The 14,431-nt window shown below is 67.9% G+C and carries 15 protein-coding genes and 1 pseudogene; 8 read left to right on the top strand and 8 right to left on the bottom strand.

Annotation, left to right across the window (positions count from 1 at the left end; translation table 11 throughout):
- Window positions 1-21 precede the first annotated feature (21 nt).
- Window positions 22-744 (top strand): response regulator transcription factor, encoded by a 723-nt coding sequence (locus AC5WS7_RS24895; RefSeq protein ID WP_495956974.1) that lies wholly within the window; start codon window positions 22-24, stop codon window positions 742-744.
- Here the strand turns inward: AC5WS7_RS24895 and AC5WS7_RS24890 are convergent.
- Complete coding sequence (locus tag AC5WS7_RS24890; protein ID WP_495956973.1) at window positions 658-2,067, bottom strand: sensor histidine kinase; 1,410 nt, start codon at window positions 2,065-2,067, stop codon at window positions 658-660. The two genes, AC5WS7_RS24895 and AC5WS7_RS24890, sit on opposite strands and share 87 nt — an antisense overlap.
- Before the next feature lie 198 nt (window positions 2,068-2,265).
- Here AC5WS7_RS24890 and AC5WS7_RS24885 point away from each other — a divergent pair, with 198 nt between their 5' ends.
- From AC5WS7_RS24885 to AC5WS7_RS24870, 4 genes are all read left to right on the top strand, one after another.
- On the top strand, window positions 2,266-5,178 hold the full coding sequence (locus AC5WS7_RS24885; protein ID WP_495956972.1) for a WXG100-like domain-containing protein: 2,913 nt from the start codon (window positions 2,266-2,268) through the stop codon (window positions 5,176-5,178).
- A gap of 76 nt (window positions 5,179-5,254) precedes the next feature.
- On the top strand, window positions 5,255-5,755 hold the full coding sequence (locus AC5WS7_RS24880) for a YbaB/EbfC family nucleoid-associated protein (RefSeq protein ID WP_495956971.1): 501 nt from the start codon (window positions 5,255-5,257) through the stop codon (window positions 5,753-5,755).
- Window positions 5,756-5,765: 10 nt separating this feature from the next.
- Window positions 5,766-6,071: a WXG100 family type VII secretion target gene (locus AC5WS7_RS24875; RefSeq protein WP_495956970.1), complete on the top strand. Its 306-nt coding sequence runs from the start codon at window positions 5,766-5,768 to the stop codon at window positions 6,069-6,071.
- Between the two features lie 34 nt (window positions 6,072-6,105).
- The gene (locus AC5WS7_RS24870; protein WP_495956969.1) at window positions 6,106-6,288 is read left to right on the top strand and encodes a hypothetical protein; all 183 of its coding nucleotides are present in this window, start codon (window positions 6,106-6,108) and stop codon (window positions 6,286-6,288) included.
- Here AC5WS7_RS24870 and crcB (AC5WS7_RS24865) read toward each other — a convergent pair.
- Window positions 6,250-6,612, bottom strand: coding sequence for a fluoride efflux transporter CrcB (crcB, locus tag AC5WS7_RS24865; RefSeq protein ID WP_495956968.1), 363 nt, complete (start codon window positions 6,610-6,612; stop codon window positions 6,250-6,252). The genes AC5WS7_RS24870 and crcB (AC5WS7_RS24865) overlap by 39 nt on opposite strands.
- On the bottom strand, window positions 6,609-7,106 hold the full coding sequence (gene crcB / locus AC5WS7_RS24860) for a fluoride efflux transporter CrcB (RefSeq protein WP_495956967.1): 498 nt from the start codon (window positions 7,104-7,106) through the stop codon (window positions 6,609-6,611). The genes crcB (AC5WS7_RS24865) and crcB (AC5WS7_RS24860) overlap by 4 nt, the downstream gene beginning before the upstream one ends.
- 224 nt (window positions 7,107-7,330) lie before the next feature.
- Here crcB (AC5WS7_RS24860) and AC5WS7_RS24855 point away from each other — a divergent pair, with 224 nt between their 5' ends.
- On the top strand, window positions 7,331-7,681 hold the full coding sequence (locus tag AC5WS7_RS24855; protein WP_495956966.1) for a hypothetical protein: 351 nt from the start codon (window positions 7,331-7,333) through the stop codon (window positions 7,679-7,681).
- Between the two features lie 2 nt (window positions 7,682-7,683).
- Here AC5WS7_RS24855 and AC5WS7_RS24850 read toward each other — a convergent pair whose 3' ends face one another.
- A complete protein-coding gene (locus AC5WS7_RS24850) occupies window positions 7,684-8,916 on the bottom strand; it encodes an alpha/beta hydrolase (protein WP_495956965.1) in 1,233 nt (410 codons plus the stop codon).
- A gap of 263 nt (window positions 8,917-9,179) precedes the next feature.
- Here AC5WS7_RS24850 and AC5WS7_RS24845 point away from each other — a divergent pair, with 263 nt between their 5' ends.
- Window positions 9,180-10,223, top strand: coding sequence for an MCE family protein (locus AC5WS7_RS24845; RefSeq protein ID WP_495957185.1), 1,044 nt, complete (start codon window positions 9,180-9,182; stop codon window positions 10,221-10,223).
- A 39-nt stretch (window positions 10,224-10,262) separates the two neighbouring features.
- On the opposite strand, the gene AC5WS7_RS24840 is transcribed toward AC5WS7_RS24845, so the two are convergent.
- A complete protein-coding gene (locus AC5WS7_RS24840) occupies window positions 10,263-10,811 on the bottom strand; it encodes a YceI family protein (protein WP_495956964.1) in 549 nt (182 codons plus the stop codon).
- Window positions 10,812-11,047: 236 nt separating this feature from the next.
- Window positions 11,048-11,311 (bottom strand): GlsB/YeaQ/YmgE family stress response membrane protein, encoded by a 264-nt coding sequence (locus tag AC5WS7_RS24835; protein WP_495956963.1) that lies wholly within the window; start codon window positions 11,309-11,311, stop codon window positions 11,048-11,050.
- Between the two features lie 131 nt (window positions 11,312-11,442).
- Between AC5WS7_RS24835 and AC5WS7_RS24830 the strand changes: the two are divergent.
- Window positions 11,443-12,600, top strand: a pseudogene (locus AC5WS7_RS24830) (acyl-CoA dehydrogenase family protein); the annotation flags it as partial.
- Window positions 12,601-12,679: 79 nt separating this feature from the next.
- On the opposite strand, the gene AC5WS7_RS24825 reads toward AC5WS7_RS24830, so the two are convergent.
- Window positions 12,680-13,270: an HdeD family acid-resistance protein gene (locus tag AC5WS7_RS24825; RefSeq protein WP_495956962.1), complete on the bottom strand. Its 591-nt coding sequence runs from the start codon at window positions 13,268-13,270 to the stop codon at window positions 12,680-12,682.
- Between the two features lie 86 nt (window positions 13,271-13,356).
- Entirely contained in the window at window positions 13,357-14,406 is a 1,050-nt protein-coding gene (locus tag AC5WS7_RS24820) for an AraC family transcriptional regulator (protein ID WP_495956961.1), read from the bottom strand.
- Window positions 14,407-14,431: the final 25 nt, after the last annotated feature.

The following is a 14,431-nucleotide window of genomic DNA, read 5'->3' as shown; positions in this document are numbered from 1 at the left end:
GCGATGTTGCATGCTGGGGCGATGCGGGTGCTGGTGGTCGAGGACGAACCACGCTTGGCGCAGACGTTGCGTCGCGGGCTCGAGCTGGAGGGTTTCCTGGTCCAGCTGGCCGCGACCGGTACCGATGGCCTGTGGTGGGCCACCGAACACGACTTCGACGTCATCGTGCTGGACATCATGCTGCCCGGGTTGAGCGGTTACGAGGTGCTGCGCCGGGTGCGCGCACAGGACGTGCGGACCCCCGTGCTGATGCTGACCGCCAAGGACGGTGACTACGACCAGGTCGACGCCCTGGACCTGGGCGCGGACGACTATCTGACCAAACCGTTCTCATTCGTCGTGCTGATCGCCCGGCTGCGCGCGCTGCTGCGCCGCCGCGCGCCCCAGCAGCCGGCGCAGCTGCGGTCGGGTGACCTGGTCCTCGATCCGGCCCGGCGCTCGGTGTTTCGCGGCGACACCCCGCTCACGCTCACCCCGCGGGAATTCGGACTGCTGGAATTCCTGTTGCGGCACAAGGGGAATGTGCTGACCAAGGCCGAAATCCTGCGCAACGTCTGGGATGTGCACTACGACGGCCCGGAGAACGTGGTCGAGGTCTACGTGGGATATCTGCGCAAGAAGATCGATACGCCCTTCGGCCGCAGCAGTATCGAAACCCTACGCGGGGTCGGCTATCGTCTGCTCGATCCCGGCGGGTCCGGCGAGGGGCAGCTCGAGCACGAAACGGGCTCCGCCCCAGGGTGACTCGTCGATGGTCACCGTTCCGCCGTGTGCGGCAACGATTTCCGATACGATCGCGAGCCCGAGTCCGGAGCCGCCGCTGCTGCGGGCCCGGTCGTCGTCCAGGCGCACGAACCGTCCGAACACCCGCTCGCGGTCCGCGGGCGGGATGCCGGGGCCGTCGTCGTCGACGATCATGCGGGCGCGCGCACCGTCGCTCTCCAGACCGATCGCGACCCGGGCCCGCGCGTGCGCGGCGGCGTTGTCGGCGATATTGCGCAGTGCCCGAGCCAGTCTCGGCCGGTCGCCGATCACCCGGACCGGCACGATCGCGGTGCGCACCCACACATCGCCGCGCAGCCGCAACGTGCCCGCCTCGGCGTCGGCCAGATCGTCCAGATCCACGTCGCCCGTGCGCAGTTCGAGGCCGTGCTCATCGGCGGCGGCCAGGGTCAGCAGATTCTCCACCAGCTGGCGCATCCGCTCGGTCTCCGGCAGCAGCGCGCCCTCGATGAGATCGCGGTCCAGTGCCTGGGGCCGATCCCGGGCCAGTTCCAGAGCCGCGGTGATGGTCGCGAGCGGGCTGCGCAGCTCGTGCGAGGCATCCCCGACGAAGCGCTGCTGGGCCCGGTGTCCCGCCTCGACCCGCGCGAGCATCTCGTTCATCGTCTCGGCGAGGCGGGCGATCTCGTCGCGGGCGGGCGGCACCGGCACGCGCTGCGACAGGGCCGAGGACTCGATCCGCGCGACTCGTGACCGGATCGCCTCTACCGAGCGCAGGGACCGGCCGACCAGCAGATATGTCGCCGCCGCGGCAGCGAGAACGACCAGCGGCCCACCCATCGCCAGGAGCACGGCGACCTCTTCCGTGGCATGTTCGACCGGTTCGGTGTCCGCCGCCACCAGGATCGTGAAGTCCCCTTCGGAGGTGTTCACGGTGCGCGCGGCGACGCGCAGATCCTCGTCGTAAGCGCTGGTCGGCGGTAGTCCGACGGCAGGGGTTCCGGCCGAGCCCGGTTCGGTCAGCGGGGTGCTCAGCTTATCGGCGGACCGCCAGGCGATCCGGCCGTCCGGAGCGATCACCTGCACCGCCACCACCTGCCCCTCGACCGCGAGCAGCCCTTCCGGAACCCGATGACCGTCGCTGTGCCGCAGTTCGTCGGCGATCTGGCTGGTCCTGGTGTCGGCGGAGACGTCGAGCTGGTGGATCAGCGAGCGCCGCAGCAGCCCGAGCATCGAGCCCGCCGCGATCAGCAGCACCACGCCGACGACCAGCGCGGCAGTCATGGCCGACCGGATCCGCACCCCCCAACGCGAGGGCCGCAGCCAGACCGGGATCCGATTCACCTGCCCATCATGCGACACCACGGCCGCTGCCGCTCGAACGGTTCACCGGTGGTTTGCGGGCGCGTCGCGTGGGCGGTGCGGACGAGGATCGTTCGCCTTGCCGAATTTCTCTGTGCGCCATCGGTTATTCACCGAAGTTCGGTCTCCTGGTAAGCGAGAACCGTGGGCCGGGTGGACAGCGTGGGGGGAGGTGACTCGATGACGCTCGAGCTGCCGCCCGAATTGCGCTGGCTGGGCTGGATCGCGGGCACCGCCTGGCCCGACGGCGACGAGGACGCCATGTGGGCCCTGTCCGATGCGTGGAAGGCCGCCGCGCAAGCCCTGTCCGCATTGGAACCGGACGTCGTGACGGCGAAATCCGATACCGAGAAGGCCTACCCCGCCGGTGCGGGCGCGGACAGCATGGGTGCGAAGTTCGACGACCTGATCGACGGTGAGCATTCGGTCAAGACGCTGGCCGAGATGTTGCAGGAGGTCGCCGACTCGACCTTCGATATGGGCACCCAGTTGCAGGCCACCAAGCTCACCATCATCCTGTCGCTGGCCTGGCTGGCGGCCGAGATCATCTGGGCGTGGACGTTCCCGCCGACCGCGCCGGCCGTGGAGGCCGGAGCCATCGCGACCACCCGGTCGGTGCTGAAGATCATCGAGGACTACGTACAGAACTTCATCGAGCGGATGGCTCAGCGCCTGGGCGCCTCGGCGATGAAGGAGCGGTACTACTTCAAGGAACTGCTCAGCGGCGGCAGGCTGATCATGCCCAGCGCCAAGGGATTCGGCGTGTACACGGTCAAGATCCTCGAGGGTGCGGCGACCTCGGCGCTGATGGACGGCGCGGTACAGGTCGGCCAGATCGCGGCGGGGAAGCGGCACAGCTTCGACTGGAAGGAATTCGGCGTCTCGATGGCGGCGTCGGCCGCCGGTTCGATACCCGGTCGCGAGGTCGCGCGTTATATGGGTTTCGGGATGGACAAGTATCTGGGCAGCTCGCTCGCCAAGATGAACATCCCGCTCGGCAAGGGGATCGCCTATCCGGCGGGCGCGGTGATCCGCGGCGCCAGCATCGGCGCGGTTTCGGGTGCTACCAGCTCGCTGTTCGGCAATATGGTCGCGGCGGCGGCTTACGGCCCGGGAGCGTTCGGCTCGCCGATGGGCTGGGTCGGCGGCATCTCGCGTGGCGCGATCGTCGGCGCGGCGCGCGGCACGTTCATCAAGCGGACCGTACCGACCACGGACGATCTGCGGTACTCGGTGTGGATGAAGAACCAGGCGACGAACAAGGTCAAGCGGACCGATCGCCCGAATCCGAACGCCGGCAACACCACGACGAGCGGTAACACCACCGGTGGCAATACGAGGCCCGGTGGGAACCCGACGGCGGGCAACACCACGACAGGCGGCAACACGAGGCCGGGTGGGAACACGACCACCGGCGGTAACACGATCACGGGCGGCAACACGACCCGAAATACCGGATCGCGGCCCGACACGACCGCCGCCGACAGCAGCCAGATCATCGCGAAGCCGACCAATCGCGCTGCGCCGCAGAGCGATTCGGGAATCAACGGTGGCTCCGGCTCAATGGAGATGCGGCCCTCGGGGTCGAGCCGTGGCGGCGGCGATTCACAACTGGCTTCGTCATCGGGCCCGCGGGGGACCGGTGGGCCGGAGGACGGCTCGTCGACGGTGATCCGTCCGGTCGCCAACAGTTCACAACTGGGCGCGAGTTCGGCTCCGCAGCGCGGCTTCCCGGTCGACAGCCGGAGCCAGGGAACCACGCTCGGTGGCGGGCGCGGCAACCCGGACCTGTTCCCCGCGCCGACGTCGAGACGCGGAGGTCAGCCGTCGCTGACCGCCGGCCTGGGTGGCAGGTCGGAGTTGTCGTCGGGTCTGGGTGGTGGCAGGTCCGAGATCACGTCGGGTCTGCGTGGTGGCAGGTCCGAGATCACGTCGGGTCTGGGTGGTGGTAAGTCCGAGATCACGTCGGGTCTGGGTAGTGGTAAGTCCGAGTTGACGTCGGGTCTGGGTGGTGGCAAGTCCGAGATCACGCCGGGTCTGGGTGGTGGCAAGTCCGAGTTGACGCCCGGCTCGGGTGGCGGGAAGTCCGGTCTCACTACGGGACTCGGCGGAGGGAAGTACGGCGGGTCCGCGCTCGGCGAGTCGTCGCATCTCCTCGGCGGCCGGTCGAACGCGCGCGGGGAGGTCATCGGGGACGGCTCCGCGAACAACACCGGCATGCGCGGAAGGTCGCTCGGCACGGAGGCCGGGCGCGGCGGCGACGACGACAACCTGAGCATTCGCTCGGCTCCCGGCGCGTTGGGCGTCGGCAGCGAGCCCGGAACTCCCCGCCCGTTCCGGACCGGCACGGGCGATGACGATTCGCTCTTCTCGTCGGGAAGTATGCGCGGGCGCTCCAGCGATGACGATTCGCTCTACGCGGCGCCGCCCAACCGCGGAGGCGGGGCCGACCACGCGGCACCGCAGGCCCCGCCGCGCAACCCGGCCCGGAACCAGCCGCCGCCGGTGCCGCCGCGGAATCCGAATCGTGCGGTTGGGGTGCCGGTGCCGCCGCCGGTGCCGCCGCGGAATCCGAATCGTGCGGTTGGGGTGCCGGTGCCGCCGCCGGTGCCGCCGCGGAATCCGAATCGTGCGGGTCCGGGCGCGGGCGGGGCCCCGGTGGCCGCGGCCGCGCCTAAGCGGGACGACGACTTCCTGGGCAAGTCGACGGATATGAAGGCCAAGACACGTCCGAAGCGCGAACCCGAGTGGCGGGAGCTGCCGGGGCCGTACGAGGCGCCGGCCGCGCCGGGCTCCGACACGTGGCTGGACGGGGCGAGCGGCTCCGCCGGCCCCGGCGCGACGGGGCCGGCCGGGGCATCGGGGCCGGGCGCGACGGGAGCGACGGGTTCGGGCGCGTCGGGCTCCGGTGACAACCCCTTCGGTGACAACCCGTTCGGCGACAACCCGGGCGGAACGAATCCTGAGGGAACGAATCCTGAGGGAACCAACCCCGAAGGAACCAACCCGGAAGGAACGAACCCGCAGGGAACCGATCCCGGCGCAAGCGGATCGTCCGGCCCCTCGAACGTGGACGTGGCCTTCAAACTCTAGTGCCGGTGACGATCGAAGATCGTGTCGGCGTCGGATCGGATTTCCTTGTGCGACATGTCGTATTCACCGTCGTGCGATGGGCTTGATGGGCGGAGCCTACGGTGGAGGTGTCATGGTCAACGAGCGGTTGGCGGCCGATGTGGCCACGATGCTCGAAGGGCTGCAGGACCAGATGCGCGGTATCGCCGACCTGCAGCAGCGTCGTTCCGAGCTGACGGCGACGGCGTCGATCGGCGACGACCGCGTCCAAGTGACGGTCAATGCCGACGGCATGGTGGTGGAAACAAAGTTCGGCAGTGAGGTCTCGGATCTGAGCTACGAGGAGCTCGCCGAGTACGTGACCGCCGCCGCCCAAGCGGCGATGCAAGGGGTGCAGAATCGCAGCCGCGAACTCATGCGACCGCTGATCGAGCGCAGATCCCGGTTGCCGAAACTTTCCGAAATCGTCGAGGGCGCACCGGATCTGGAGGATATCCTGCCGCCCGCGCCGCCTCCTTCGACGGAGCCGCCGCATCTGCGGGGCGCAGTCGAGCAGGACGACCGGCAACAGCCGCTGATCGCCGATACGGACCACTGAGGACGCGAAGATGACCAGTGTCGAAATCAATCCCGACCAATTGCGCACTGCCGCATCGGATTGCGATCGCATCCACGGATCGATCGTGACCGCCTTGCGGAACCTGCAGTCCGCGGTGGACGCCGAACAGGCGCCGTGGGGCAACGATTCGTTCGGCAAGAAGTTCGCCGACGGCGACAAGGGCTATCTCGCGGTCAGCAAGAATCTGCTCGACGGCATCAACGATCTGGCCACCACCTTCGGCACCTTCGCCTCCGGCCAGCGTGAGGCCGCCGACGAACTGAACAATGCCGATACCGGGCACGCCAACGGCTGAGGCGAGGCCGCCACGCCGAGGTTATCGTGGGGTCATGGGTGTCATCGGCGAAATGTTCCCGGGCAGGAAGCTGACCGACGAGGACAGCGAGGCGGGCGACGGCCAGACGCACCGGCCGCGTCTCGAACTGGACCTCGAGGGCGGCGTGGTGCGCTTGTCCGCCCCCGCGCGGCCGCGCTCAGCCGAGCAGGGCGTGGGCGACGGTGTAGCCGAGTAGTGCCGCGCCGACGCCGGAGATCACGCTGACCAGGACATTCGCCGTCGCGTAGAAGTACGCGCGCTGTTCCAGCAGCCGCAACGTCTCGAAGCTGAACGTGCTGTAGGTGGTCAGCGCACCGCAGAAGCCGGTGCCGAGCAGGGCCAGCACCCGGAGGTCGGCGGCCGCTCCGGTGAGCGCGCCCAGGATCAGGCACCCGGTCAGATTGACCGCGAGAGTGCCCCACGGAAACGGGCTGTCGTGCCGCGCGCCGATCGCGCGATCGGTGAGGTAGCGCGCCGGTGCGCCCAGCATGGCGCCGAGGAAGATCAGGACGGTGGTCACGTTCGGCCCCGCCCCTCGTCGCGGTCGGATCGGCGAATCTGTTTGCGCCACAACATGGTTCGTGTCAGCGTGACGGCCGCGAGCACCGCCAGCATGGCCGCGATCAGGGTTCCGGCCAGATAGCCGAAGGCCACGTACACGGTCCCGGGTGCGAGCAGATTGCGGGTTTCCACGGCATAGGTCGAGAAGGTGGTGAATCCACCCAGGAAACCCACGCCGAGAAAGGGCCGCACCAGCCGATGCCCGGCCCAGACCTCCGTGATCAGCACCATCAGCACGCCGATGGCGAAACAGCCGACCACGTTCGTCACGAACGTCCCCCACGGGAATTGGCCGGGCCGGGTCGGCAGCAGCCGGGACACGCCGAACCGCGCCTCGGCGCCGAGCCCGCCGCCCACGGCAACGACGATCAGCACCGGTCCGTGCTCACGAAACCAGCCGGGACTCGCGTTCGCCTCGGTGGCGACACCGTCGGGAAGACGCACTTCGGGCACAGAAGACTCCTACTCGAACATGAAAGCACTGGTCAAGTAGGGACTGTTGGCGGTGCGAGACCGCGGTTGTTCCCGCCTGCGGAAGTGGCGAGCCCCACCGCCACGTCGCTACAGCGTAACGGGCTTTCGAATCTGAGAGAAAACAAAGGAAAGCCACAGGCTCCGGTCAGGCACGCGACGCATCCTGGTCGGAGTAGACGGAACCTGCGAGGGCGAGGTGCGCGATGGTCGAAATCGAGGTCACGGGGACGACGGTTACGGTTCACGTACTCGGCGCCCACCGATTCCTGTCGTTGCGTGAGCAGGTCACCTTCGATCTGTCGAATATCAGCGAGGTGGCCCGGGCCGAGGTTGATCTGCGGCCGCCGTGGGTGCGTGCGCCGGGCACCTTCTTCCCGGGTGTCATCGCGGCCGGGATCTTCCGCGGGAAGCACCGCAAGGAATTCTGGGACACGCTCTTCGACGGGCGCGGGGTGCGCATCGAGCTGTCCGGGACCGATTTCACCCGGCTGGTGCTGGACGTCGCCGATCCCGAAGCGGTGTGCCGACAGCTGAGCAGGGCTGCGGCGGCCTGAGATCACCCGGCCGCGATCAGATGCTGCTGGATGAACTTGGTCAGCTGGGGCCGCAGCAGCTGTGACCCCCAACTGCCCCACTGGGCGATGAAGCCGTGGTCCACCCACGGCAGCACGAGCGACTGCACCGGGTTTCCGGCCGCGGCGAGTGCGGTGGCCAGGCGAGTGGACTGACCGGCCGGAACCAGATGGTCGCTGCCGCCCTGCACCAGCAGCGTGGGCGGCAGGCCCGGGGAGACGTGTTCGGTCGGCGAGGCGGCGAGGTAGCGGTCCCGGTACCGGTCCACACTGCCGCCGGTGTAGCGGTCGAACATCGTGCGTATCGCATAGGGCATCCGCGTATCATCCAGTGCCGCAGGAAGATTCGTCAGCGGGTAGAGCGCGACCACCGAGCGGGCCGGGGCCTCTGGCACAGCGCAGGTCGGCGGGAAGCGCGGATCGCCGATCGTGTACGCGGCCATCAGCGCCAGATTCCCGCCCGCCGAATCGCCCGCGACCGAGACGTTCGACGGTGCGATCCCGAACTCCCGGGCATGTTGGCGGACCCAGCCCATCGCGCATTTCACATCGCCGGTGGCCTGCTGCCAGCGGGCCGGTGGGGCGAGCCGGTAATCGATGGAGAAAACGGCGACCCCCTGAGTGGCCAGCCAGCCGAACCAGCTGTTGCTGTCGCCGCGGTCGCCGTTGATGAATCCGCCCCCGTGCACGAATACGATCGCCGGAGCGCCCGCCGCGGGCTGGGTGGGGAGGTAGGCGTCCAGCTGTAGTGGCTGTCCGTCGACGGTCGCGAAAGTCGTTGTCCGCGTGGGGGATCGGTGCGGCCCCTGATCGGAGAAGGAGGCCCACGACACCGCGGAGCCGTGCGTGCTCGCGGTGCGCCACGCGGTCAGCCAGGGCACCAGCACGACCGTGAGAGCCAGCGCCGCGGCGATCACGCCGGCCGCGAACCGCCAAGGTCTGCGGCTGTGCCAGGACGCGATCGCGATCACCACGCACAGGAAGCAGGCCAACGCGAACCACAGTGTCGCCGTCGCGAGCGCCAACCCGCCCGCGCCCACCACGTCCTGGATCGGCTCGACCGGAATCTTCGGCGCGAAGAACACCGCACCGCCGATGATCACCACCACGCACAGCAACCAGGCCACGGCCGAGCCGAGCCGCGGAATCAGCGGGCGCGGCTGCGCCCGGTGCGCTGCTCGTCGTTCGGCCCCAGGAGCCTGAGCGGTATTCGACATGACTGTGCTGACCTCCGGTGGTGGGTCCCGCCGACCCGCAAATCATGGGTGACAACGACTCACCGTGCAAATGCGGCGCGCGGGACGGCGGCGTGGCAAGGTCCGGAATCGGCCCGTATTCGCTACAGTGCTCGCATTTGCCACGTCGTAGCCAGAAATTGCGTCACCAGCGTGGTCGTTGCCAGTGATCCGGTTCCACCGCAAGGTTCGAGGAGGCGTGCTGTGCTCGGGTCGGTAGCTGCGGACGGATGCCCGACATGCGGATGAAGGAACGCCGGGCCGCGATCGGCTTCACCGTCTTCGCGCTCGCGGCGCTGCTGGTGACCGTGATGATGTGGAATACCCTCTCGCGCACCATCTCCGGCCCGACCGACAGCTATTCCGCGACGTTCACCGATGTGCTCGGCCTGCGTCCCGGTGACGATGTGCGGATCGCCGGGGTCCGGGTCGGCAAGGTCGACGCCATCAGCGCGGTGCGCGATCCGGCGAGCCGAAAGTATGTGGCGTCGGTGCGTTTTCGGGTGCAACGCGACCAGCATCTCTACCACGACACCAAAGCTCTTGTGCGATACCAGAATTTGATCGGTCAACGGTACGTCGCACTGGAGCCCGGCACCAGAGGCGAACCCACGCCGCTCCTGGCCGGGGGCACGATCCCGCTGTCGCAGACCGAACCGTCGTTCGATATCTCCGCACTGCTCAACGGATTCGAGCCGCTGTTCCAGACCCTGCAACCCGCCCAGGTCAACGACCTGACCAACACGTTGATCCAGGCGCTGCAGGGCAACGGCGTCTCGCTGAGCGCGTTCATCACCCAGGCCGCGGGCCTGGCGGGGGATTTCGAGCGCCGCGACGCGATCCTCACCGACATCATCGCCAACCTGTCGGCGGTGATGAAAGGTCTGGCCGCCCGCGGCGACCAGCTGGAAACCCTGATCACCCAGACCCGCGCACTGGTCGGTGGCCTCTATCAGCAGGGCAGGTCGCTGGTGGCCTCGACCGAACAGATCGCGGGCGCGACGAATTCGATGGAACAGCTGGTGACCCGGATTCAGCCGCAGATCGCGCAGGTCCAGGATTCCTCCCACGACGCGCTCACCATGCTGCTCTCGCACGGTGCGCAATTGGATCAGGTCGCCATCGATCTGCCCGCGCTGCTCTCCGATGTCGGAGGCGCGAGTCAGGACGGTGCGTACGCGTCCGCCTACGTGTGCAGCCTGGACATCTCGCTCTACGGCATCCTGCTGCCGCGCGGAATTCTCACCCGGATCGGCGGCGACTCACATTCGGCGGTGTGCCGTCCCTGAGCCGGACCGATTGTGTGGCCGGTTCGGCTCGCCGAGCGCTCAGCCTTGCAGCCCGGCCTCGATCTCCAGGTTGAGGGTGATCTTGTCGCCGATCACCGCGCCGCCCTCGGGCAGCGGCATATCGATGGTGATGTCGAAATCGCGACGGTTGATGACCGCTTTGGCCTCGAATCCGGCCACCGGCCCCGCACCCATCCCCGGATTGCTGCCGAGGAATTCGACCTGCAGAGTGATGGGCCGGGTGACGCCGCGGATGGTGAATTCGCCGTCGACGTCGAATTTCCCCTTCTGGACGCGGAAATCGGCGGTGCTGAACATCGCGACGGGGAATTCCTCGGCCTTGAAGAAATCGGCGGTGCGCAGGTGGGCGTCGCGCTGCTCGTTGTCGGTGGTGACGGAGGAGACCTGAATCTGCGCCTCGGCGCGGGCGGTGCCGTCCTCGCTGACGATCACCCTGCCGGAGAACTCGGAGAAGCGGCCGCGGACCTTGCTCACCATCAGATGTCGCACGGTGAAGCCGATATTGGAATGGGCCGGGTCGACGACCCAGATGCCCGCGGCCAACGCGTTGGATGTGCCGGTTGTCATGAGATTCTCCCGTCGGTTCGCGTCCGATGGCTTACTGCATGAATGCCGACAGTCTAGGGTGTTCCGGGGCTCTGAACAGCGTTTATTCGCCGGGCCGGAATTTCGGCGGGGCTTGCGCCAATGGAACAGGCGGGATCGGGAATCTTCTCCCCGCCCGCACCGCTCATTGCGCATACCTCCGGCGGCCGGACCGCGGCCGGACGCCGGCGGTCCGCCGCCGAGTATGCCAGCGTGGCCTACGTGCGGGCGCGCACGAACTTGTAGATGACCAGAATGATGACCGCACCGACGATCGCGCCGATGAAGGTGTGCTCGACCGGCTGGCGGAAGCTGAGCTTGTGCGGGGCGAACACCAGACTGCCCAGGGTTCCGCCGACGAATCCGCCGACCACGCCCAGCACGATGGTGCCGATCCAGCCGAAGTTCTCCTTACCGGGGACGAGTAGACGGGCGATGGCACCTGCGATGAGACCGATGATGATCATCCAGACGATGCTCATGATGTCGACTCCTGGAGTGGACTACCGGATGGGTGCTCCCAAGGTAGCAAGACTCGAACGGGCGTAGGGCGATTCGGACCGCCGGGCCCATCGTGTCGGGTACGGTTGAGCCGAGGGAGAGTGGGGCAACCGTGCAGGGTCTTCTCGTCGACAGCTCCGATCAGCGCCTGCTTCGCGACAGCGTCGCGCAGATCGCGGCGAAGTACGGGGCGGAATACTTTCTGGAGCGTTCACGCGCCGGGGCGAAACTCGATGAACTGTGGGCCGATCTGGGGGCCGCGGGCATGCTGGGCGTCCATCTGCCGGTCGAATACGGCGGTGGCGGCGCGGGGCTGACCGAACTGTCGATCGTCGTGGAAGAGCTTGCCGCGCACGGCATCCCGCTGCTGCTGACGGTAATCTCACCGGCCATCTGCGGATCCATCCTGGCCGCGCACGGCTCCCCGGAACTCAAGGCCGAATGGCTGCCCGGCCTGGCCGACGGCATCCGCAAGATGGCCTTCGCGCTCACCGAGCCGGATGCCGGATCCAACAGCCACGCCCTGCGCACCTTCGCGCGCGCCGACGGACCGGACTGGATCGTTTCGGGCGGAAAGTGTTTCATCTCCGCCGCGGACGAGGCCGATGCGCTGCTGGTGGTGGCCCGCGCGGTGGACGTGCCCGATGATCGCCGAAATCCGTTGTCCTTGTTCGTCGTTCCCGCCGACGCGAAAGGCGTTACGCTGCAACCGCTCCCGACCGCGGTGGTCTCGCCGGATCGGCAGTTCACGGTCTTCCTGGACGAGGTGCGGCTGGGGCCGGAGGCTTTGATCGGCTCGCCCGGCAGGGGATTGCCGCAGGTATTCGCCGGACTCAATCCCGAACGCGTGCTGGCCTCGGCGATCAGCTGCGGCATCGGCCGGTACGCCGTGGCCAAGGCCGTGGACTACGCCAAGGACCGTCGGGTGTGGTCGGTGCCGATCGGTGCGCACCAGGGTATTTCGCATCCGCTCGCCGAATGTCACATCGAGGTCGAACTGGCCCGGCTGGCCACTCGGGCGGCCGCACAGCAGTTCGACTCCGGTCAGGAGGCCGCCGCCGCGGCGAATATGGCCAAATTCGCCGCCGCCGAGGCTTCGCTGCGTGCGCTGGACCAGGCCATCCAGGTGCACGGCGGTAACGGTCTGACGCCGGAGTACGGCCTGGCCGAGATGTGGTTCACCGCGCGGCTCATGCGCACCGCACCGGTGAGCCGGGAGATGGTGCTCAACTACATCGGCGAGCACACCCTCGGCCTGCCCTCGTCCTACCGCATGTCACGGCGGCCGCCCGCGAGCCACGCGGATCCGTTGCCGGAACCGCTGATCCGCTGACGGCCGCGGGCCGCGGCTACACCGCGACTGGCGTGTGCTTGGCCGCGTTGCGCACCTGGAATGCCTCCACCAGTTCCATGATGCCCATGAACAGCAGCCACCAGCCGGTCAGGATGGTCAGCGCGGTGATCGAGTGGATCGGCCACACCACGATGACCACGCCGCCGATCAGCAGCAGGATGCCGAAGACGATCGTCCACCCCTTACCCGGCGTGCCGGCGGGGGTCTCGGTGCCGCCGATCAGTACCGACATGCCGCGGAACAGCCAGCTGATCGCGATCCACAGTGCCAGCAGCACCAGTGAGTCGCCGATGTGCCGGAAACAGAACACGGCCAGGATGAACGACAGGATGCCGCTGACGATCGACAGCACCCGCCATCCGGCGCCGACGTGCGGTCCCATCGCCGCGACGAGTTGCAGCACACCGGAGATCAGCAGATAGAAACCGAACAGAATTCCGGCGACGACGAGTGTCGGGCCCGGCCAGATCAGGATCATTAGGCCGATGACCACCGACAAGATGCCGATGACCAGCAGCGACTGCCACGCACCGCGAGCCAGGAGATGCAGCGGACCCTCGGTTACTCCTTCTTTGCTGGTTGTCATGTGGGCAGGATAAATCCGGTTCAACCGCTAGCGGGCCATTAGCTGAACTCGATCGGATCACGATGCCGGGGGCGACCCGCGTTTCGTCAGACGCGCGCGGCGGTCCGGCCGCGGTGAGTGCGGGCGAACTGCCCCGGCGACTGCCCCCGCCAGGACCGGAAGGCCGAGGTGAACGCCGAGACGCTGGCATAGCCGAGGCGTTCCGCGGCATGCTCGACGGTGAGCCCGGCGATCAGCATCTCCTCGGCGAGCAACCCGACGGTCTCGTTGCTGACCTCGCGGAACGTGGTGCCCTCATTCGCCAGCCGCCGGCGCAGCGTTCGCACGCTGACGTCCAGGTCCGCGGCGATATGCGCCTGATCGGCGACACCGCCGTGCCGGATCAGCAATTCACGCACCTGACCGCTGAGACCGGTGCGGTTGCGGCGCTGCTGGATCAGATCCGAGCACTGGCGTTCGTAGTATCGCGCGGTGACCGGATTCGATTGCGGCATAGGTTGATCCAGGGCGCTGGTATTGCCGATCAGCACTGTTCGCTCCGCGCCGAACACGATCTTGTCGATCCCGAGCAACGTCCCGAACATCTCGTAGATCGGGTGCGGCTCCACCGCGATCTCCGCCCGCAGCATGGGCAACCGGGAGCCCAGCACGTCCTGGGCCACCGTCGCGATGGCCGCGAGGTCGCGCTCGAGCACGAAACGGTGCAGGTCGGCGGGAACCGCGCGATCATCGCGGATGAACCAGAACTCCTGGCCGTGGTCCTCGAGCGTGTGCTGGGCGAAGGTGAACGACAGATCGGCGTACTGCAGCGCGATCTCCGCGGCCCGGCGCAGGGTGGAACTGCTCATCGCGGCGAAGCCGAGCACCCCGAAATTCGGTGCGTGGCAGTTGAGTCCGGCCATCAGCCCCATGCCCGGCTCGTCGTCGAGCGCGCCGACGACGTTGCGGGTCAGCGTGATCTCCTGGGCAAGGGTGATCTCGGTGCCGGGATCCTGCAACTGTTCCTCGGATATGCCGCTTCCGGACAACAGGGACGATATCGGCAGACCGCGCGATACGGCGTATTCCACCAGCAGCGCCGCACCGCTGATGGACCGCAAGCGGCCGGACTGCTCCGACGTTCTCGCATCGTTCACCTGCAAATCCTCGCAGAATCGGCGG

The organism is Nocardia sp. PLKS1-43 (genome assembly GCF_059510335.1).
Note: the sequence above shows the minus strand (reverse complement) of the source record. Positions and strands in the feature narration are given on the sequence as shown.